This window comes from Micromonospora sp. NPDC049114 (assembly GCF_040648635.1).
In the GTDB taxonomy this organism is placed as follows: domain Bacteria; phylum Actinomycetota; class Actinomycetes; order Mycobacteriales; family Micromonosporaceae; genus Micromonospora.
On the sequence record NZ_JBEZEA010000001.1, the window covers coordinates 1,572,948 to 1,590,467 of the forward strand.

General features: G+C 72.6%; 23 protein-coding genes. 11 read left to right on the top strand and 12 right to left on the bottom strand.

Going from position 1 to position 17,520, the window contains the following annotated elements:
- A complete protein-coding gene (moaA, locus tag AB0B39_RS07480) occupies nucleotides 1–1,014 on the bottom strand; it encodes a GTP 3',8-cyclase MoaA (RefSeq protein ID WP_357573737.1) in 1,014 nt (337 codons plus the stop codon).
- The gene (locus AB0B39_RS07485) at nucleotides 1,011–1,925 is read right to left on the bottom strand and encodes a fructosamine kinase family protein (protein ID WP_357573738.1); all 915 of its coding nucleotides are present in this window, start codon (nucleotides 1,923–1,925) and stop codon (nucleotides 1,011–1,013) included. Before AB0B39_RS07485 ends, moaA begins: the two co-directional genes overlap by 4 nt.
- Before the next feature lie 152 nt (nucleotides 1,926–2,077).
- On the opposite strand from AB0B39_RS07485, the gene AB0B39_RS07490 reads away from it, so the two are divergent.
- The 3 genes from AB0B39_RS07490 (at nucleotide 2,078) to AB0B39_RS07500 (ending at nucleotide 3,832) form a co-directional block, all read left to right on the top strand.
- On the top strand, nucleotides 2,078–3,124 hold the full coding sequence (locus AB0B39_RS07490; protein ID WP_357573739.1) for a DUF4192 domain-containing protein: 1,047 nt from the start codon (nucleotides 2,078–2,080) through the stop codon (nucleotides 3,122–3,124).
- 61 nt (nucleotides 3,125–3,185) lie between these two features.
- Nucleotides 3,186–3,437, top strand: a complete 252-nt coding sequence (locus tag AB0B39_RS07495; protein WP_357573740.1) for a hypothetical protein — start codon at nucleotides 3,186–3,188, stop codon at nucleotides 3,435–3,437.
- Nucleotides 3,434–3,832, top strand: a complete 399-nt coding sequence (locus AB0B39_RS07500; RefSeq protein ID WP_357573741.1) for a hypothetical protein — start codon at nucleotides 3,434–3,436, stop codon at nucleotides 3,830–3,832. Before AB0B39_RS07495 ends, AB0B39_RS07500 begins: the two co-directional genes overlap by 4 nt.
- Before the next feature lie 208 nt (nucleotides 3,833–4,040).
- Here the strand turns inward: AB0B39_RS07500 and AB0B39_RS07505 are convergent, their stop codons facing one another.
- Nucleotides 4,041–4,235 carry a DUF397 domain-containing protein gene (locus AB0B39_RS07505; protein ID WP_357573742.1) on the bottom strand — a complete coding sequence of 65 codons (195 nt, stop codon included), beginning with the start codon at nucleotides 4,233–4,235 and terminating at the stop codon, nucleotides 4,041–4,043.
- A complete protein-coding gene (locus AB0B39_RS07510) occupies nucleotides 4,232–4,981 on the bottom strand; it encodes a DUF5753 domain-containing protein (protein ID WP_357573793.1) in 750 nt (249 codons plus the stop codon). The genes AB0B39_RS07505 and AB0B39_RS07510 overlap by 4 nt, the downstream gene beginning before the upstream one ends.
- A 197-nt stretch (nucleotides 4,982–5,178) precedes the next feature.
- Between AB0B39_RS07510 and AB0B39_RS07515 the strand changes: the two genes are divergently transcribed.
- Nucleotides 5,179–5,472 carry a hypothetical protein gene (locus AB0B39_RS07515; RefSeq protein WP_357573743.1) on the top strand — a complete coding sequence of 98 codons (294 nt, stop codon included), beginning with the start codon at nucleotides 5,179–5,181 and terminating at the stop codon, nucleotides 5,470–5,472.
- Nucleotides 5,469–5,705, top strand: a complete 237-nt coding sequence (locus AB0B39_RS07520; protein ID WP_234582657.1) for a flavin reductase — start codon at nucleotides 5,469–5,471, stop codon at nucleotides 5,703–5,705. The genes AB0B39_RS07515 and AB0B39_RS07520 overlap by 4 nt, the downstream gene beginning before the upstream one ends.
- A gap of 85 nt (nucleotides 5,706–5,790) precedes the next feature.
- On the opposite strand, the gene fdhD is transcribed toward AB0B39_RS07520, so the two are convergent.
- Complete coding sequence (gene fdhD / locus AB0B39_RS07525) at nucleotides 5,791–6,657, bottom strand: formate dehydrogenase accessory sulfurtransferase FdhD (RefSeq protein ID WP_357573744.1); 867 nt, start codon at nucleotides 6,655–6,657, stop codon at nucleotides 5,791–5,793.
- A gap of 105 nt (nucleotides 6,658–6,762) precedes the next feature.
- Between fdhD and AB0B39_RS07530 the strand changes: the two genes are divergently transcribed.
- Genes AB0B39_RS07530 through AB0B39_RS07540 form a run of 3 tightly spaced genes read left to right on the top strand, consistent with a single transcriptional unit; the run spans nucleotide 6,763 to nucleotide 8,858 of the window.
- A complete protein-coding gene (locus tag AB0B39_RS07530; RefSeq protein ID WP_357573745.1) occupies nucleotides 6,763–7,365 on the top strand; it encodes an NTP transferase domain-containing protein in 603 nt (200 codons plus the stop codon).
- Nucleotides 7,362–7,703: a DUF6457 domain-containing protein gene (locus AB0B39_RS07535; RefSeq protein ID WP_357573746.1), complete on the top strand. Its 342-nt coding sequence runs from the start codon at nucleotides 7,362–7,364 to the stop codon at nucleotides 7,701–7,703. The genes AB0B39_RS07530 and AB0B39_RS07535 overlap by 4 nt, the downstream gene beginning before the upstream one ends.
- A gap of 51 nt (nucleotides 7,704–7,754) precedes the next feature.
- Nucleotides 7,755–8,858 carry a hypothetical protein gene (locus AB0B39_RS07540; RefSeq protein ID WP_357573747.1) on the top strand — a complete coding sequence of 368 codons (1,104 nt, stop codon included), beginning with the start codon at nucleotides 7,755–7,757 and terminating at the stop codon, nucleotides 8,856–8,858.
- On the opposite strand, the gene AB0B39_RS07545 is transcribed toward AB0B39_RS07540, so the two are convergent.
- Both AB0B39_RS07545 and AB0B39_RS07550 read right to left on the bottom strand, forming a co-directional pair.
- Nucleotides 8,855–9,811 (bottom strand): zinc-binding dehydrogenase, encoded by a 957-nt coding sequence (locus tag AB0B39_RS07545; protein WP_357573748.1) that lies wholly within the window; start codon nucleotides 9,809–9,811, stop codon nucleotides 8,855–8,857. The two genes, AB0B39_RS07540 and AB0B39_RS07545, sit on opposite strands and share 4 nt — an antisense overlap.
- A gap of 60 nt (nucleotides 9,812–9,871) precedes the next feature.
- Complete coding sequence (locus tag AB0B39_RS07550) at nucleotides 9,872–10,333, bottom strand: Lrp/AsnC family transcriptional regulator (RefSeq protein WP_234582651.1); 462 nt, start codon at nucleotides 10,331–10,333, stop codon at nucleotides 9,872–9,874.
- 59 nt (nucleotides 10,334–10,392) lie between these two features.
- Here AB0B39_RS07550 and ddaH point away from each other — a divergent pair, with 59 nt between their 5' ends.
- A complete protein-coding gene (gene ddaH / locus AB0B39_RS07555) occupies nucleotides 10,393–11,226 on the top strand; it encodes a dimethylargininase (protein ID WP_357491796.1) in 834 nt (277 codons plus the stop codon).
- 75 nt (nucleotides 11,227–11,301) lie between these two features.
- On the opposite strand, the gene AB0B39_RS07560 is transcribed toward ddaH, so the two are convergent.
- Nucleotides 11,302–12,489 (bottom strand): ABC transporter substrate-binding protein, encoded by a 1,188-nt coding sequence (locus tag AB0B39_RS07560; protein WP_357491798.1) that lies wholly within the window; start codon nucleotides 12,487–12,489, stop codon nucleotides 11,302–11,304.
- Nucleotides 12,490–12,568: 79 nt separating this feature from the next.
- The gene (locus tag AB0B39_RS07565) at nucleotides 12,569–13,366 is read right to left on the bottom strand and encodes an alpha/beta hydrolase (RefSeq protein WP_357573749.1); all 798 of its coding nucleotides are present in this window, start codon (nucleotides 13,364–13,366) and stop codon (nucleotides 12,569–12,571) included.
- 84 nt (nucleotides 13,367–13,450) lie between these two features.
- Here AB0B39_RS07565 and AB0B39_RS07570 point away from each other — a divergent pair, with 84 nt between their 5' ends.
- Entirely contained in the window at nucleotides 13,451–14,053 is a 603-nt protein-coding gene (locus tag AB0B39_RS07570; RefSeq protein WP_234582647.1) for a bacterial proteasome activator family protein, read from the top strand.
- Between the two features lie 9 nt (nucleotides 14,054–14,062).
- Here AB0B39_RS07570 and AB0B39_RS07575 read toward each other — a convergent pair whose 3' ends face one another.
- The 3 genes from AB0B39_RS07575 to AB0B39_RS07585 all read right to left on the bottom strand — a co-directional run bounded on the left by AB0B39_RS07575 (nucleotide 14,063) and on the right by AB0B39_RS07585 (nucleotide 16,680).
- Nucleotides 14,063–14,875: an HAD family hydrolase gene (locus AB0B39_RS07575; protein ID WP_357491802.1), complete on the bottom strand. Its 813-nt coding sequence runs from the start codon at nucleotides 14,873–14,875 to the stop codon at nucleotides 14,063–14,065.
- The gene (locus AB0B39_RS07580; protein ID WP_357491804.1) at nucleotides 14,875–15,696 is read right to left on the bottom strand and encodes an HAD family hydrolase; all 822 of its coding nucleotides are present in this window, start codon (nucleotides 15,694–15,696) and stop codon (nucleotides 14,875–14,877) included. Before AB0B39_RS07580 ends, AB0B39_RS07575 begins: the two co-directional genes overlap by 1 nt.
- Nucleotides 15,697–15,954: 258 nt before the next feature.
- A complete protein-coding gene (locus AB0B39_RS07585) occupies nucleotides 15,955–16,680 on the bottom strand; it encodes a hypothetical protein (protein WP_357491806.1) in 726 nt (241 codons plus the stop codon).
- A 174-nt stretch (nucleotides 16,681–16,854) separates the two neighbouring features.
- Between AB0B39_RS07585 and AB0B39_RS07590 the strand changes: the two genes are divergently transcribed.
- Nucleotides 16,855–17,286: an OsmC family protein gene (locus AB0B39_RS07590; protein WP_007453754.1), complete on the top strand. Its 432-nt coding sequence runs from the start codon at nucleotides 16,855–16,857 to the stop codon at nucleotides 17,284–17,286.
- Nucleotides 17,287–17,520 lie beyond the last annotated feature (234 nt).

Below are 17,520 nucleotides of genomic sequence, written 5' to 3' on the forward strand. Positions count from 1 at the left end.
TCAGCCCCCGATCGCGGACATCGGCCGGGTCGGCTGGAGGAAGGTGGGGTCGTCGATGCCGTGCCCGGCGCGCTTGCCCCACATCGCGGTGCGCCACCGCTGTGCCACCTCGTCGTCGGTCGCGCCGCCGCGCAGCGCCGCCCGCAGGTCGGATTCCTCGGTGGCGAACAGGCAGGCGCGGATCTGGCCGTCAGCTGTCAGCCGGGTGCGGTCGCAGTCGCCGCAGAAGGGCCGGGTCACGCTGGCGATCACGCCGACCCGGGCCGGGCCGCCGTCGACCAGCCAGGTCTCCGCCGGTGCCGCGCCGCGTTCGGCCGGGTCAGGGCTGAGATCGAAACGGGTACGCAGGGAGGTCAGGATCTCCTCGGCGGTGACCATCGTGCTGCGGTCCCAGCCGTGCTGCGCGTCCAGCGGCATCTGCTCGATGATCCGCAGCTGGTAGCCGTGGTCGAGCGCGAAGCGGAGCAGGGCCGGCGCCTCGTCCTCGTTGACACCGCGCATCAACACAGAGTTGATCTTCACGGGGTTGAGCCCGGCGGCAGCCGCCCCGGCGAGCCCCGCCAGCACCGCGTCGAGGCGGGGACGGCGGGTGAGCTGGGTGAACCGGGCCGGGTCCAGCGTGTCCAGCGAGACGTTCACCCGGTCCAGGCCGGCCGTACGCAGCGCGGGCGCCAACCGGTCCAGGCCGATGCCGTTCGTGGTGAGCGAGACCCGTGGGCGGGGGTCGAGCGCGGCGACCGCTGCCACGATGCCGAGCAGCCCGGGCCGGATCAGCGGCTCCCCACCGGTGAACCGCACCTCGGTCACACCGAGCCGCTCGACGGCCACCCGGACCAGCCGGATGATCTCCTCGTCGGTGAGCAGCTCCGGCCCGGCCAACCAGGGCAGCCCCTCGGCCGGCATGCAGTACGTACACCGCAGGTTGCACTTGTCGGTGAGGGACACGCGCAGATCCCGTGCGACCCGGCCGTACCGGTCGACGAGGACGCCGTCGGTTCGTGGGGCGACACTCACCGGTCGACCGTAGCGCGCTCGACGCTGCCCAGGGCGGCTCGGGCGAGTTCGATGACCGCATCGCGGTAACCCGCGCCGAACAGCGCGGTGTGCACGAGCAGCAGGTGCAGTTGGTGCAGCGGCACCCGGTCGCGCCAACCGTCGGCCAGCGGCCAGCTCTCCCGGTAGGCGGCAAGCACCCGATCGGTGTGCGCGACGCCGCCGAACAGCGCCAGTTGGGCGAGGTCGGTCTCGCGGTGGCCGCCGTGCGCCGCCGGGTCGATCAGCCAGGCCCGCTCGTCGACGCCCCACAGCACGTTGCCCGGCCACAGGTCGCCGTGGATGCGGGAGGGCGGCTCGTCCCCGCCGAACTCGTCGACCCGGCCGATCACCTGCTCGACCAGCGCGGCGTCGGCGCTGCTGAGCGCACCGCCGTCGACCGACAGCCGCAGGTAGGGGGCGAGCCGGCGTCGCGCGAACCACGTCGACCAGGGACCGTCGTCGGGCGTGTTGTCCTGCCCGAGCGCCCCGATGAAGCCGGCCCACTCCGCACCGAAGGTCGGTGCGCCGGCCCGGTGCAGGGCCGCCAGCTCCCGACCGAGGCGTTCGGCAGCCGCCGGCGTCGGCTCGCCGGGCTCCACCCAGTCGAGCGCCAGCAGGTCGGGCAACGCCACGATCACCTCGGGTACGCCTATCGCGTCGGCCTCCCGCAGCCAGCGCAGCCCGGCGGCCTCGGCGGCGAAGAAGCCCTCGGGCACCGGCCGGTCGGCCCGCTCCGGCCAGGACTTGGCGAAGACCGAGTGACCGTCGTCCAGGGTGAGGCGGGCGGCGGCGCAGATGTCTCCCCCGGCGACCGGCGTCTCGCGGAGTCGCTGATGGGTCCGGAACGTCGGCAGGTGTGCCGGATGAGCGCGCAGGTACGCCAGGTCCATCAGCGCACGGTAGCCGCCGCCCATGACACGGCGGTGTCGTGTGCGCACATCAGAACGCGTCCACCTGCGGCAATACGTTCGGTAACTGTGGATAAGCTGCGTGTCATCCACAGGGTCTGGAAGCCTCCGCAGGCCGGACGCAGCCTTCCTGCATGACCTCGACCGAACGCGCGAAGCTCTCCGTCCGCTCGCCCGCCGACCTGATCGCCGCCGTGCCGTACCTGCTCGGCTTCCATCCCGCCGACAGCGTGGTCGCGGTCGCGCTGCGCGGCCGGCAGATCATCTTCGCCGCCCGCGCCGACCTGCCCGAACCGTCCACGGACGCGGTCGACCGTGCCCGACACCTGGCCGGAGTGATCTCTCGACAGGGCGCCGACGCGGCCACCGTCGTGGGCTACGGACCACCCGACCGGGTGACGCCGAGCGTGGACGCCGTACGCGCCGCCCTGACCGGCGCCGGCCTGGACGTGCTCGACGCGCTGCGGGTGACCGACGGCCGGTGGTGGTCGTACCTGTGCACCGAGGCCGACTGCTGCCCGCCCGAGGGCCGGCGCTACGACCCGACGGCCAACCCGGTGACCGCGTCGGCCGTGTTCGCCGGTCAGGTCGCCCTCCCCGACCGGGCGGCCCTGGTGGCGCAGGTGGCGCCGGTGGACGGCCCGGTCCGCGACGCGCTGCACGCGGCCACCGTGCGGGCGCAACGGCGACTGGTCGAGCTGGTCGAGCAGGCGCCCGCCAGCGACCTGCTCGGAGGGCGGGCGCTGCGCTCCGCCGGGGTGGCGGCGGTCCGCGAGGCGCAACGCCGCCAGCGGCGCGGCGAGCGCCTCGACGACGACGAGGTGGCCTGGTTGAGTCTGCTGCTGGGTCACCTGCCGGTGCGCGATCACGCCTGGGAGCGCACCGACGGTCGTGACCGGGACATCGCACTCTGGACCGACGTGCTGCGCCGGGCCGAGCCGGAGCTGACCGCCGCGCCGGGCGCGTTGCTGGCCTTCGCGGCCTGGCGGGCGGGGCAGGGGGCGCTGGCGGCGGTCGCGCTGGAGCGCACGCTGAGCCTGCACCCGGACTACTCGCTGGCCCTGCTCCTGGACGACCTGCTCCGGCGCGGTGTGCCGCCCTCCGAGCTGGACGGCTGGCCGTCGGTAGGGATGCCCGGCGTGGTGCGCCCCCGCAGGCGGAGCCGACGTGGCCGACGCTGACGGGTCCCGCCGCGCGCGCGGTAGCACCGCTGGTGCTACTGGAATTGATAGGCTGGCGGATGTGACAGTGAAGCGCTCCGTAAGCCTCCCCGACGACGTCGCGGAGTGGCTCGACCAGCAGCCCAACGTCTCGGCCGCCATCACTGCCGCGGTACGGGTCCAGATGGCCCGTGTGCACCTCGACGAGGTGTTGCGGCGAGCTGGCATCGAGGTGACCGAGGCGGGCCGGGCGCGGTGGCGCGAGCGATTGGCGGCCCCCATTCCGCCGGACGCTCTCGCGGAGGGGCGCCGGATGTTGCGAGACGCCGGATGAGCGATCAGATTGCTGCCGTGTTCGACGCGTCGGCGTTGACGGCCTACCTCAAGGGCAATGTCTCGGTGGGGGAGTTGATGCTGGAGGTCGCCGATGAGGGGCGGCAGGTGGCCATCCCCGCCGCCTGCCTGGCGGTCGCATTCGCGGACGCGGGCGACGAGATCGAGGCGGCGCTGCTGGGCCTGATGATGACTGCCCCGGTGATACGCCTGCTGCCGCTCGATCCCGACGACGCCCGAGTCGTGGGCACGCTGGCCCGCGCCGTCGACGGCGACATCGCATCCGGTCAGGCCGCCCGTGCGGCGGTCAGACACGAGGCGCACTACGCGACCGCGCAGCCCAAGGTCGCGGCGAAGGTGCTGCCAACCAACTGGAGCATCCTCGACCTGGCCTGACGGGTGACAAGGTGATCGCTTGATGCTCGGCGGTGGACCTCGTCGCCGTCGGCAGCGCGTGGTGCGCCAGAGACGGCCGACCGATTGGTCCGCTCCAGGTCGCCGATATTGGGGTGTCCGGCGGTCGGGATGCCCCCATATCGCCGAGCTGGAGCGGATCAACCATGGGCGTGGCGGCAGGGCTGCCCAACGGCAGCAGCGGACCGGCTCAGCCGACCGGGCCGATCTCCTTCACCAGATCGACGAAGCTCGCCCAGGCGACCGGCCGGAACGCCAGAGTGCCGCCGGCCCGGTCCTTCGTGTCGCGGACGAGCACGATGCTGGGCAGGTTGTCGGCCACCTCCACGCAGTTGCCACCGTTCGAGCTGCTGCGGGTGCTCTTGCGCCAACGGGCGCCGCTCACGTCATCCATGCTCGCGCTCTCATCAGGTCGATGGTCAGGTCTCGCGGTAGCGCTAACGACCTCACGCTATCCCAGACCGCCCAGAGTGGAGCAACGTCATTACTGAGGCGCCCGGCCGCCTGGTCGTCGAGGTAGCCGACGTCGCCGCCGTCCGGCGTGCTGGCGATGACGAACGGTCCAGCCTGGCCGGGGTGGAGCCCGGCAGTCAGGGGAAGCACATGGATCATCACGGCCGGCCGTTCGGCGAGCACCATCAGATGATCGAGCTGCTCGGCCATGATGTCGGGTCTTCCCCGGCGTAGCGCCGCCTCGTCGATGACGAAGACGGTCAGCGGTGGACGGGGTCGATCGAAGACGACGTTCTGCCGGCGCAGCCGGGTCTCCACGTGCGCCGCGAGGTCGTCGTCGGCCCAGAGCCCGCTGCTCAGCACGGCGCGGGCGTACGCCTCGGTCTGCAGGAGGCCCGGAACGACCGCCGATTCGTAATATCGCAGCCCGACGGCCTCGCGCTCGATGTCAGTCCAGGGTCGGAACCATGCCGGCTCGCGCCGCTTGAACAGGTCGGGCCACAGGTCCATCTCGTCGCGGCCGAGGACCGCCGCGACCTTCGACCGGTGGCGCGTCTGAGGAATCCGTCCCGGGTTCGCCCACTTGGCCGCCGTCTTCGGATCCACCCCGATCTCAGCGGCGAGACTGTCCGCCGTCAGGCCGGATGCTGACATCGCCTCGGCGACTGCGCGGTTCATCCGCCACCCCTCCCGTACGTCCCAGACGTCCACAGGAGATATTGCTACGCAGTGTATTCGGCTGACAACCCTTGGAAGTGTTCCTTCCGAACGGCGCGGCCGGCAGGGACCCCCCGAGACCCGGCGGTCGCGTTCGTGTCGGGGCCGCCCCGCGGGCGAGCACTCCGGGGCGGCCCCTCCCAACGAGGAGGGGGACCATGCCGCCCAAACCCACGAACCCGCCACCGCTCAAGGCCGGCGACCTTGTTCGCCTGACCCGCGCCGCGAGCCCGCAGTTCGTCCGGCCGATCACGGTCCGGGTCATCCGCGAACTCACCGACCGCCACACCTACCACGGCTGGACCTGGATCGAGGCGTACGAGCTGGGACCCAACGGCGAGGCACGGGCCAAGCGGGAGCTGTTCGTGCTCCGCGAAGGGGTCGGCCTGCTGAGGTCCGGGCCGACCAGCCGCCAGGCGACTCGGCGTGACCCGGTGCGGGCTGTCAGATGACCGAACACCAGTTGCTCAAGCCGACGTGGCGCTGCCGCACCTGCGGGATCGCCTGGCCCTGCTCGGCCGCGAAACTGCGCCTGCTCGGTCAGTACCGCGGTCGCCGTGACGAGTTGATCGAGCACCTGACGGCGCTACAGGCCGAGGCGACCGAACACCTCACCGAGCTGCACGGTGGCACGCCACCGGCTGGCCTGACTGAACGTTTCATCGGCTGGGCCCAGGCCCGGTAGCCCGCACCTCGACGCGGGATCCGTGGCCACCTCGGGGGTCGGCCCGGCGACCAGGGCTGGACCTGGTCGAACCGGCCGCTGAGGTTCAGGCCGGCTGGTCGACCGTGATCCGCTGCGGGCCGGCGTAGACGTTCATGGTCGGGCCGCGCAGGAAGCCGACAAGCGTCATGCCCGCCTCCTCGGCCAGCTCGACGGCGAGGGTGCTCGGCGCGGACACCGCGGCCAGCAGCGGCAGGCCCGCCATCCACGCCTTCTGGGTCAGCTCGAAGCTGGCCCGGCCGGACACCAGCAGCAGGTGCCCGGTCAACGGCAGCCGGCGTTCCCGCACGGCCCAGCCGATCACCTTGTCCACGGCGTTGTGCCGGCCCACGTCCTCGCGGAGCACCACCAGCTCGCCGGCCGAGGTGAACAGGCCCGCCGCGTGCAGCCCGCCGGTGCGGTCGAACCCGCGCTGGGCGGCACGCAACCGGTCGGGCAGTTCGGCGAGGAGCGCCGCCGGCACGGTGAGCGGGTCCGCCGTGACGTCGAACAGCGACCGCGTCCGGATCGCGTCGATGCTCGCCTTGCCGCACACACCGCAGGAACTGGTCGTGTAGAAGTTCCGGGACGGATCGGTGGTGGGTTCCGGCACGCCGGGGGCGAGCACCACGTCCACCACGTTGTACGTGTTCGGCGTCTCCGCGCCGGCGCAGAGCTGGGCGGTCAGCACGTCGTCGGTGGACCGGATCAGCCCCTCGGTCAGCAGGAACCCGATCGCCAGGTCCAGGTCGTCGCCGGGGGTGCGCATGGTGACGGCGAGCGGCTTTCGCCGGCCCGGGCCCGCCGCACCGACCCGGATCTCCAGCGGCTCCTCCACGGCCAGAGTGTCCGGCCGTCGGACGGCCGCGCGCCCGTCGGCCGCCGCGTCCAGGTCGATCCGCAGTACGCCCCGTCGGTCAGTCGCCCGTCCCATCCCGCCATCCTGCACCCCGGCCCGGCACACCCGCACGGCCGCCGGTCATCACGCACCCGTCGGCGCTTGCCGGCACCGGGCATCCGGCCCCGCTACCGTGACCGGATGGGGACGTACGCCGCCGTGGTGCTCGCGGGTGGGGCCGCCCGACGGATGGGCGGGGTGGACAAGCCCGCGCTCCCGGTCGGTGGCCGGTCGATGCGTGACCGGGTGCTGGCCGCCGTGGACGATGCCGCGCCGCGCGTGCTGGTCGGCCCGGGTGACGGTGTCGCGGACGGGGTGCGGGTCACCCGGGAGGAGCCGCCCGGCGGCGGGCCGGTCGCCGCGACGGCGGCGGGGCTGGCACTGCTCGATCCCGGCACGACGCTTGTCGCGCTGCTCGCCGCCGACCTCCCACTGCTCACCCGCGCCGCGATCGGCGACCTGCTGACCCACCTCGACCGGGAGCGATCGGTCGACGGGGTGTGCTTCGTCGATACGGACGGCCGGCGGCAGTCGCTCTGCGGGGTGTGGCGTGTCGCCGCGCTGCGGGCCGGGCTGGCCCGGCTGGCGGCCGACCGGGTCGGCAACCTGGCGGGTGCTCCGGTACGGGCGCTGCTGGCCGGTCTCGCCGTCGGGGAGGTGCCGTGGGCCGGTGACGGTCCGCCGCCCTGGTTCGACTGCGACACTGACGAGGACGTACGCCGGGCGGAGGAGTGGGTGCGATGACGGTGCTGGACGACTGGGTCACGGCAGCCTGTGCCGAGGTGGGTCTGGACCCGACCGAGGTGCCCGCGTCGGCGGTGCTGGACCTCGCCCGCGATGTCGCCCACCAGGTGTTGCGGCCGGGGGCGCCGGTCACCGCGTACCTGCTCGGACTGGCTGTCGGCAGGGGTGCCGACCCGGCGGACGCCGCGGCCCGGCTCAGCGCTCTCGCGGCCGACTGGCCGGTCCGGTTGGGCGCCGATCCCGACGACCCACCTCCTGACCCGCCCGTCGCCGCGCCCCCGCGACCAGGCCGTCTCCACGACGCGAGGACTGTGGTGTCCGATCCCGGTCCGGGCTGATTCGACGCCCGGACGGCGTGGGTAGGGTGATCGGGACGGACGGAGGCGATCATGACGGCTGACCACCCCTCGGCGCCGGACGGTGAGCCCGACGGCACATCCGAGCCGGCGGAGTCGATCCTGCTCGACGAGCCCAGCACCACCGACCTGCGCGCCAAGGTGACGGAGGCGTGGCGGGAGTTCGCCCGGATGCTCGCCGTGCGGCTGCGGGAGTTGCCCGCCGGCGCGCACCTCGAACTGACCCTCGACCCCACCGCCTCCGGTACGGGGGACGCCGTCTACTCGATCAGCGTCGACGTGACCGGCGACGGCGGGCTCTCCGCTCGGGCCGTCGGCAACGCCGCCCTGCCGCAGGGCTACCGGCTGGACCGTGCCGCGGTGGCGGACATGGTGGCGCTGGGCTGGTCCCCGCCCGGGGTGGTGGCCGGCTCCGGCGGCTCGTTCGGGCTGGACGGTACGACGGCGGAGGCCGGTCGGATCGCCCCGCTGGTGTCCCGCACGCTGCGCGACGTGTACGGCGCCCCGCACCCGGCCTTCCTCGTCTACCTGGTGCACGACGCCGAGGGTGAGCCGTTGACTGTGGGGCCGCTGGGCACCGCGCGCAGCGAGTTCGGGCCGGACGCCGACGTCGAGGGTGACCTGCAGGAGGCGTTGGCCGAGGCGGCCGCCGCGCAGGTCGAGCGGGACGACGTGCTCGATCTGGCGGATCGCGTCCGTACCGTCGTGTCGACGATGCTGAAGTCCGACGCCGAGCGGTTGCAGATCGACTCGGACGGCGACATCACCATCCGGGCCGGCTCGGCGATGGTCTTCGTGCGGGTGCGGGACGATCCATCCCTGGTGGACGTCTTCTCGCCGGTGCTCACCGAGGTCGAGCCGACCGAACGGCTCTACGTCAAGCTGTCGGAGCTGACCAACCGGATGCCGATCGGTCGCCTCTACTGCGCCGACGACACGGTCTGGGCGTCCATCCCGGTCTTCGGCCGCAACTTCCAGGCCACGCACCTCATGCTGGCGGTGCAGGTGATGACCGGCCTCGCCGACGAGCTGGACGACCGCCTGCACGGCGAGTTCGGTGGCAAGCGGTTCTTCGGTGAGGGCGACAAGCCGGTCCGGCGCGACGAGTCGGAACACCGCACCGGCATGTACCTCTAGAGCACGTCCAGCAGGGTCTTGCCGACCGTCGCGCGCGCCTCGATGGCGGCGTGCGCGTCGGCGGCGCGTTCCAGCGGAAAGCGCTGGCCGATCAGCGGCCGGAGCTGGCTGGCCGCCGCGTCCGCGAGCGCCTGATCGGTGTACGCCCGCATGCGTGCGGGCGGCACGTCGGTGCGGACCAGCGTGATCTGGCGGGCTGCGGCGTCCTTGGCCGAGACCGGCGACCACGAACCGCTGGCCAACCCGAAGCTGACCATCCGGCCACCCGGGTCCAGCAGTTCGAACGCCGTCCGGGCGGTCGGCCCGCCGACGCCGTCGAACACCACGTCGACTCCACCCATCGTGTGCCGGACCTGGTCGGCCCAGCCTGGGAGGCGGTAGTCGATCGCCAGGTCGGCGCCGAGGCCGGGCAGCAGGTCCACCTTGCGTGCGCCGCCGGCCACACCGATCACCCGTGCGCCGGCGCGCGCCGCGAGCTGCACGAGCAGGCTGCCCACGCCGCCCGCCGCCGCCTCCACCAGCACCCGGTCGCCGGGTTGGACGCCGGCCGCCTCGACCAGCAGGGTGGCGGTCCGTCCGTCGGCCAGCAGGGCCACCGCGTCGTCGAGCGCCAGCCCGGCCGGCACCTCGAAGGGCGCGGACGCGTCCACCACCGCCCGTTCGGCGTACCCGCCGGAGCCACCGGTGGCGCTGACGACCCGGCGCCCGGTCAGCGCCGGGTCGACGTCCGACCCGACTGCGGCGATCACCCCACCGACGCCGTTGCCGGGGATCAGCGGTGGGGTGACCTGGTACGGCCCGGGTCGACCGGAGCGTAGCTGCGTCTCGATGAAGGTGATGTTCGCGTGCGCGACGTCGATCAGCACCTGGCCGGGGCCGGGCGTCGGGTCCGGCGCCGGCCCGGGCGTCAGCACCTCGGGACCGCCGAATTCACGTAACCAGATCGCCCGCATGGAGTCCCCCTCGTGTCGTGCCAGGCCGCCACGAGTCCAACACCTGAACCGCGCTTGAGGTCAAGCCCCGGTGGACGGCCCGACGCCGGGGGACTCGACCAGCCGGGACAGCACGATGGTGCTGCGGGTGGACGTCACGAACGACTCGGCGCGCAGCCGTTCCAGCGCCGTCTCCAGGTGGGCGATGTCGGCGGCCCGCAGGTGCACCAGCGCGTCCGCCTCGCCGGAGACGGTGTACGCGCCGACCACCTCCGGGTGCCGGCGGACGGCCACGCCGATCTGCGCCGGGGTGGTCCGACCGGCGCAGAACAGCTCGACGAACGCCTCGGTGGTCCAGCCGACGGCCGCCGGGTCCACGACAGCGGTGAATCCCCTGATCACCCCCGTGGCGCGCAGTCGGTCCACCCGGCGCTTGACCGCGGGGGCGGAGAGTGACACCCGGGTGCCGATGTCGGCGTACGACGCGCGGGCGTCGGCGACGAGCAACGCAATGATCCGCTGGTCAACGGCGTCTATCTGCAACGTTCCGCCTCTGGGAAGCAATGGTTGTGGCTGTTACCAAAGTTCAACGGTACCTACTCTTGGTGACCGTGAACCAGCAGCGAGTCTCGCGAAAGCGGACATATCTCTTGTGCTCGCCCGAGCACTTCGCGGTCGAGTACGCGATCAATCCGTGGATGGACGTGACCACTTCCGTGGACCGGGAACTGGCCGTCAAACAGTGGGACCGCCTGCGCGAGACGCTGGTCGGCCTCGGCCACGAGGTGCACCTGCTCACGCCGGAGCCCGGCCTGCCCGACATGGTGTACGCCGCCAACGGCGCCTTCGTGGTCGACGGCAGCGTCTACGGGGCACGGTTCAAGCACGAGCAGCGGGCCGGCGAGGCCGCCGCGCACCACGCGTTCTACGAGGAGCAGGGCTGGCGGTTCGTCGCGCCGAGCGAGACCAACGAGGGTGAGGGTGACTTCGCGTACGTGCCGGAGGCGCACGGCGGGCTCATCCTGGCCGGGCACGGTTTCCGCACCGAGATCCCGGCGCACGCCGAGGCGCAGGAGGCGCTGGGCCGGCCGGTCGTGTCGCTGCGCCTGATCGACCCCCGCTTCTACCACCTGGACGTGGCGCTCGCCGCTCTCGACGACACGAACGTCGTCTACTTCCCGGGCGCGTTCTCCGCGGCCAGTCAGCGGGTGCTCACCCAGCTCTTCCCGGACGCGGTGATCGCCGACGACGAGGACGCGATGGCCTTCGGACTGAACCTGGTCAGCGACGGCGCGAACGTGGTGCTCAACAGCGAGGCCACCCGGCTGGCCGGCAAGCTCAAGGCCGCCGGCTACAACCCGGTGCCGGTCGATTTGGCCGAGCTGAAGAAGGGCGGCGGCAGCGTGAAGTGCTGCATCGCCGAACTGCGGCACTGACCCGAACACTGCCGCGTACGGCAGGGGCCGGCCTCCCGTCGGAGGCCGGCCCCTGCTGTTGCTTCTGGTGGGCGTTCAGCCGAGCGTGGCCAACTCGTTGATCAGCACGTTCGACATGACCTGACCGTCGCGCTGGACCTCGCGCAGGTACCACTTCTGCTGCGGGGTACGCGGCTGGTTGAACTGCCAGATGCCGCGCGGGCTGTCGATCTGGCCGATCTTGCCGAGCGCCAGGTTGACCTGCTGCGGGGTGGGCGACCCACCGGTCAGCTGGATCGCCTGGTCGAGCACCTGCGCCGCGTCGTACGACGCCATCGCGTAGGTGGTCGGCGTGGTCTGGTGCTTCTTGCGGTAGGCGGAGGCGAAGACCCGGTTCGACGTGTTGTTCAGGTCGGCCGAGTAGTTCAGCGCGGTCTGGATGCCCAGCGCGTCCCGGTCCAGGCTCTCCAGCACGGTGCCCTCGGTGAGGAAGCCGGGCGCGTAGACGGGCCCGGTGAACTGGTCGCGCAGTTGCTTGATGAACTCCACGGCGGCCGAGCCGGCGAAGAAGCAGAAGACGGCGGTCGGCTTCTTGCGCAGCGCCTTCTCGATGTCCGCCACGTAGGTGGCCTTGCCCGGCGTCGTGGTCGGGCTGGTGTAGGTCACCGGGTCGGCGATGCGCGCGTCGGAGGTGCCGAACTCCTGCCGGAAGCCCCGCACCACGTCCGGGCTGCCCACGTTCTCCGGCACGATGATCGCGATCCGGCCGTTCGTCGGTAGCTGGTCGCGCAGGTAACGGCCCAGCGCCCGGCCGGCCTCGTCCAGCACGTACGAGGTACGCCAGATGTAGACGACGCTCTGCAGGCTGCTCGGCGAGGCGTTCGAGCCGATGAGCGGGACCCGGGCCTCCTCCACGGTGTCGCGGATGCCGACCATCACCGCCGAGTTGACCACGCCGGTGAGCGCCAGCACGTTCTGCTTGAGCAGTTGGTCGACGGCGGCCTTGCCGGTCTTGGCGTTGTCACCCTCGTCGGCGGTCAACAGCTCGACCGGATGCCCGCCCAGTTGCTGGCCGTGCAGGTCGAGGAAGAGCTGGAAGCCGTTGGTGATGTCGTCACCGATGGACTTGAAGCCGCCGGCCTTCGGTGCGATCAGACCGATCCTGATCGGGCTCTTGGCGGCGGCCGGCTTGCCGTCGGTGTCGGAGCCGCACGCGGCGGCGAACCCGGCCGTTCCGAGCGCGCCCAACAGTTGGAGCGCCCGCCTGCGATTCATCTGCGACACCGAGTTCCTTCCAGGAGCGTTGCAGGGCAGAACATCGCCCCTCCGGCGTTCTACCTGCTCCGCGACGCTGCGTCAATGGCTAGTGATCATCGTGCAGGGACCGCAACACAGCGAGCACCCGGGGCCACGCCGCAGACTCCGGGTCGATCAGCCCGAAATGCTCACATCCGGGCAGCTCGACAAGGGAAATATCGGATCCTGCGGCACGAGCCGCCGCGACGAAGTCCCGGCTCATCGCCACCGGCACCTGCAGATCCGCAGAGCCGTGCACGACTACCGTGCGTGTTCGTATCGGTACCAACGATCGTGGATCGCCCGCCGCGTACCGGTCCGGGAAGTCGTGTGGGCCGCCGCCGAGCAGCGCCGCCACCGCCCCCGAGTCCAGATCCAGCCGGTGCGCTGCCGCGAGATCGGCCACCGGGGCCAGTGCGAGCACCCCGCTCACCGTCGACGGCGCGGTGGCCGCCGCGTACAGCGCCAGGTGACCACCGGCGGAGTGACCGATGAGGATCGGCGCGGCCCCACTGACCCGACCGGGCAGCGCCTCGGTGGCCAGCCCCGGCAGGGCCGCGATGCCGGCCAGCGCGTCGGTGAACGTGCCGGGCCAGCCGCCGCCCGGCTGCCCCGTACGCCGGTATTCGACCTGTGCCACCGGGTAGCCCTCGGCGGCGAGCGCGGCGGCCAGCGGGCCGGTGTGCCGGCGGTCGTACTCGGCCCGCCAGAAACCGCCGTGCACCACGACGACGAGGGGCCGGGCCGGGCCGACCCCGGCCGGGCGGCGCAGGTCGGCCACCTGGTCCGGGTGGTCGCCGTACGCCACCGTCAGGTCCGGCTCGGGCGCGGGCCGGGTCAGCACGGCGCGTGGGTCGGCAGACATGGCGCGACGGTAGCGCGCCCCGCCCGGGTGGTTCGGCCCTGGGAGTCGGTCCCGGGCGGCATGGGCCGCGCCCACTGGGTAAAGATGGACCCCATGACCGAAGCGCGCTCCGCTGAGCAGAACGACCAGCCCGGCCCCGACGACTCCGGCCACTCCGGCACCGTGGTGGTGGTCGGTCCGGACGGCCGGCCGATCGGCACCATGCAGACCGACGAGGGCCAGGGCGAGGACCCGACCCGCCTGGTAGAGCAGCCGGCCAAGGTGATGCGGATCGGCAGCATGATCAAGCAGTTGCTGGAGGAGGTCAAGGCGGCCCCGCTGGACGACGCCAGCCGGCACCGCATGCGCGAGATCCACGAGCGGTCAATCGTCGAGCTCAAGGAGGGTCTGGCCCCCGAGCTGCGCGACGAGCTGGAGCGGATCTCGCTGCCCTTCACCGAGGACAAGGCCCCGAGCGAGAGCGAGCTGCGCATCGCGCACGCCCAGCTCGTCGGCTGGCTGGAGGGCCTGTTCCACGGCATCCAGGCGGCCCTGGTCGCCCAGCAGATGGCCGCGCGGGTCCAGCTGGAGCAGATGCGCGGCGGGCGGCAGGCGCTGCCCAGCGGCCCGGGCGGCGTGGTGCCCGGGATGCCGGGCATCGGCCAGCCGGGCGGCGGTGAGGGCCACAACACCGGCCAGTACCTCTGACCTGGCCGGTCAGTCCACCCCGAAGACCTTCTCCAGGTACGCCGCCACGCCGTCCTCGGAGTTCGCCCCGGTCACCTCGTCGGCGACCGCGAGGACGGCGGGGTGCGCGTTGGCCACCGCCACACCGCGCCCCGCCCAGCTCAGCATCGGCACGTCGTTCGGCATGTCGCCGAAGGCCAGCACGTCCGCCGCGGCCACACCGAGCCGGTCGCAGTACCAGTCGAGCCCGGCCGCCTTGGTCACCCCGGCCGCGGAGATCTCCACCAGGCCCGAGTACGACGAGTGCGTGGCCTCGGCCAGCCCCGCCACCGCCGCGCCGATCAGCTCGACGAACGTGTCCGGGTCCTGCTCCCCGGCTCGGGCGAGCAGCTTCACGGCAGGAAGCGAGAGCAGCTCCTCCGGCGTCTCGACCGGGCGGATCCGGTCGTGGTCGGCGTCCCAGCGCAGCGGGTAGTGCGCCTCGTGCCGCATCTCCCGGCTGTCCAGGATCTCCACCGCGAAGCTGATGTCGGGCACCTCGGCGCGTAGCCGCTCGGCCACCTCCGCCAGGTGCTGCGGCGCGAGCGGATCGGCGCGCAGCACCTCGTCACGTACCGGGTCGTAGACGACGGCGCCGTTGGCGCACACCGCCGGCAGCGGAGCGGCCAGCTGGTCGTACACCATCTTCAGCCAGCGGACCGGACGGCCGGTGACCAGGACGACAGGCGTGCCTCGCGCGGTGATCCGCGCGAGCACGTCGGCGGTGCGCGGGCTGAGCGTGCGGTCGTCGCGGATCAGCGTGCCGTCGATGTCGGTGGCGACAAGCGCAGGGGTGTCTCGCATCACCGGGACAGTAGCCGGTCCAGGTACACCGCCACCCCGTCGTCGTCGTTGCGCAGGGTCACCTCGTCGGCGGCGGCCCGCAGCGTCGGGTGCGCGTTGGCCACCGCGACCCGGGACCAGCCGGCCCACTCGAACATCGGCAGGTCGTTGGGCATGTCGCCGAAGACCAGGACCTCCGCGGGGTCGACCCCCAGGCTCTGCGCCACCACGGTCAGCCCGGTCGCCTTGTCCACGCCGGGCGGGCAGATCTCGATGAACCCGAGCCCGGCCTGGGTGAGCGTGGCGACCTGCGGCGGGACGATCCGGCGGGCCACCGCGAGCAGCTCGTCGACGTGGTGGTCGGCCGTGCGGGCGAACGCCTTGATCACGTCGCAGGAGAGGCACTCGGCGCGGCTGCGCGCCTCGAACCGGTCCTGGTAGGGCCAGCTCTCGTGGTAGTCGCCCCAGAGGGGGGCGTCGTGCTCGTCGGACGCCTCGACCATCACGGTCAGCGGACCGACCTCGGCCTCCAGGTCGGCGAGCAGCCGGGCCAGCACCTCGGCGGGCAGCCGCTCGTCGCGCAGCACTACCGGACCGGTCGGGTCGCTCTGGTCGACCACCCGTCCACCGCCGGCCATCACCAGGAAGTCGGCGGCCCGGATGTCGTTGCGGGTCAGCTCGGTCAGTCGGGGGCCGCGGCCGGTCGCGCCGACCACCGGAATGCCGGCGGCCCGCACCCGGTCGAGCACCCCATGGGTGTACGCGGAGACTGTGTCATCGCTGCGGACCAGCGTTCCGTCGAGGTCGGTCGCGATCAGCTTGGGCAGTCCTGGGCGGGTCATCGTTCCTCCTTCGCCCGCCGCCGTCGCACCTGCCCTGGCCAGGAAAGCGAGGCCCGGCGTGACGGCGGGCAGCAACCGTACCTCGGGAAACGGGCCCGAACCATGTCTTCCAGGCGAATCGGGCACCAACACCAGCCCCGCCCCCCAGCCCCCGCGATCTTGCACTTTCGGTCGCCGATCTGCGGTGCAATGCACCTTCTGTCCCGGCAGAAAGTGCAAGATCGGCGCGGTTGGGAGGGGTTCGTGCAGGGTCAGGGGTTAGGGGGTGGGGTGTTGGGGGCGGGCGAAGGGGGGCGCTGCGGTTACGGTCAGGTCGGCCGGGGCGGGCGGGCCGTCCTCCCTCTCGACTGGGGCGAGGTGCCGACGGTGCCAGCCCTGTCCCCTCGTGGACGCGGAACCGTCGTCCTCCGCCGGCGTGTTCGGGGCCAGCCGCAGGGCCGCGGCGAGCAGCACGCAGGCCACGAACGCCATCACCAGCCCGCGACCGTACTCGACCCGGAAGTTGTCCTCCGACTCGTAGAAGAAGTTGCGCTGACCGGGGTCGTCGAGCGTCGCCGTCGCCGCGACCAGCAGTGCCAGCAGCGCCCCGCTCAGGGTGAACCCGACCAGTCGGGCGTTCGGCCGGACGGCCGCCGTGCCCCGCAGCGCCAGCGCCACGGTGCAGACCAGCCCGAGCAGACCGACCAGGTAGCCGATGCCGAAGCCGCCGATGTCGGACACGCCGGCGGGCACGTCGATCGAGGTGGAACCGACCGGGCCGCCGTTCGGCAGGGTCATCACCAGCCACTCGCCGAGCAGCGAGGCCACCCCCGCCACCGCGCCGAGCCCCGCGAGCAGCAGGGGCAGACGGGGGTCCCGGGTGATACCCGCCAGGGACCAGCCGAGGCGGCGGCTTCCAGTGGCGGGCTCGTCGCCACCGAACTCGATCACGGCCGACCCGTCGGACGGGTCGCCCTGCCGTGGGATGGGCAGCTCCTCGGACATCGGCCATCCTTCCGCCGGTCGCGGGCCTGCGTCGAATCATGGCACAGAGGGCCGCGCTGGTGCCGTTGCCGAAGCCGCCCGCGTCGCGCCTCCCGCCAGGGTGACGGGGATCGCACGGCAGGCGTCGGTGCCGGTCGGTCGCTCGGGAGGCACGTTTCGGCTAGCGTTCTCCTCATGCCTATCCGTACCGCTTCCGCACAATGGCAGGGCAATCTCACCGAGGGTTCCGGCACCGTCCGCACCGGTAAGGGCGGCCTGTCCGGCAACTACTCCTTCAAGTCGCGCTTCGAGGAGGGTGAGGGCACCAACCCCGAGGAGCTGATCGCCGCCGCGCACGCGGGCTGCTTCTCGATGGCGTTCTCGAAGGCCCTCGCCGACGCCGGCTCGACGCCCACCTCGGTCGAGACCACCGCCAAGGTCCACCTGGACAAGACCGACGCCGGGATGAGCGTGACCCGGATCGACCTGGAGACCGTCGGCCAGGTGCCCGGGGTCGACGAGGCGGAGTTCCAGAAGCTCGCCGAGGCCGCCAAGGCCAACTGCCCGATCTCCCGGCTGCTCTCGCCGGGCGCCGAGATCACCCTCACCGCTCGCCTGGCTTCCTGACCCAGCGACGTACGCCGCACGTTCACGGAAGGGGCCTCGCCCGGCTCCCGGGCGGCCGCTCTCTTTCGTGAACGCGCGGCCCCGGCCTGGGCCAGCCGAGCGCGGCCCCGGCCTGGGTGGCCGAGCGCGGCCCCGGCCTGGGCCAGCCGAGCGCGGCCCCGGCCTGGGCCAGCCGAGCGCGGCCCCGGCCTGGGTGGCCGAGCGCGGCCCCGGCCGTGGCCGAGCGTGAGCCGG

Bases quoted from the DNA above. Each gene is read 5' to 3' on its own strand.
- AB0B39_RS07510 (WP_357573793.1), bottom strand. From the start codon at position 4,981: ATGAACCGCGCAGTCGCCGAGGCGATGTCAGCATCCGGCCTGACGGCG.
- AB0B39_RS07575 (WP_357491802.1), bottom strand. From the start codon at position 14,875: ATGCGAGACACCCCTGCGCTTGTCGCCACCGACATCGACGGCACGCTG.
- AB0B39_RS07485 (WP_357573738.1), bottom strand. From the start codon at position 1,925: ATGGACCTGGCGTACCTGCGCGCTCATCCGGCACACCTGCCGACGTTC.
- AB0B39_RS07490 (WP_357573739.1), top strand. From the start codon at position 2,078: ATGACCTCGACCGAACGCGCGAAGCTCTCCGTCCGCTCGCCCGCCGAC.
- AB0B39_RS07585 (WP_357491806.1), bottom strand. From the start codon at position 16,680: ATGTCCGAGGAGCTGCCCATCCCACGGCAGGGCGACCCGTCCGACGGG.
- AB0B39_RS07570 (WP_234582647.1), top strand. From the start codon at position 13,451: ATGGACCCCATGACCGAAGCGCGCTCCGCTGAGCAGAACGACCAGCCC.
- AB0B39_RS07520 (WP_234582657.1), top strand. From the start codon at position 5,469: ATGACCGAACACCAGTTGCTCAAGCCGACGTGGCGCTGCCGCACCTGC.
- AB0B39_RS07515 (WP_357573743.1), top strand. From the start codon at position 5,179: ATGCCGCCCAAACCCACGAACCCGCCACCGCTCAAGGCCGGCGACCTT.
- AB0B39_RS07565 (WP_357573749.1), bottom strand. From the start codon at position 13,366: ATGTCTGCCGACCCACGCGCCGTGCTGACCCGGCCCGCGCCCGAGCCG.
- AB0B39_RS07540 (WP_357573747.1), top strand. From the start codon at position 7,755: ATGACGGCTGACCACCCCTCGGCGCCGGACGGTGAGCCCGACGGCACA.
- AB0B39_RS07580 (WP_357491804.1), bottom strand. From the start codon at position 15,696: ATGACCCGCCCAGGACTGCCCAAGCTGATCGCGACCGACCTCGACGGA.
- AB0B39_RS07590 (WP_007453754.1), top strand. From the start codon at position 16,855: ATGCCTATCCGTACCGCTTCCGCACAATGGCAGGGCAATCTCACCGAG.
- AB0B39_RS07500 (WP_357573741.1), top strand. From the start codon at position 3,434: ATGAGCGATCAGATTGCTGCCGTGTTCGACGCGTCGGCGTTGACGGCC.
- fdhD (WP_357573744.1), bottom strand. From the start codon at position 6,657: ATGGGACGGGCGACTGACCGACGGGGCGTACTGCGGATCGACCTGGAC.
- AB0B39_RS07535 (WP_357573746.1), top strand. From the start codon at position 7,362: ATGACGGTGCTGGACGACTGGGTCACGGCAGCCTGTGCCGAGGTGGGT.
- AB0B39_RS07545 (WP_357573748.1), bottom strand. From the start codon at position 9,811: ATGCGGGCGATCTGGTTACGTGAATTCGGCGGTCCCGAGGTGCTGACG.
- AB0B39_RS07530 (WP_357573745.1), top strand. From the start codon at position 6,763: ATGGGGACGTACGCCGCCGTGGTGCTCGCGGGTGGGGCCGCCCGACGG.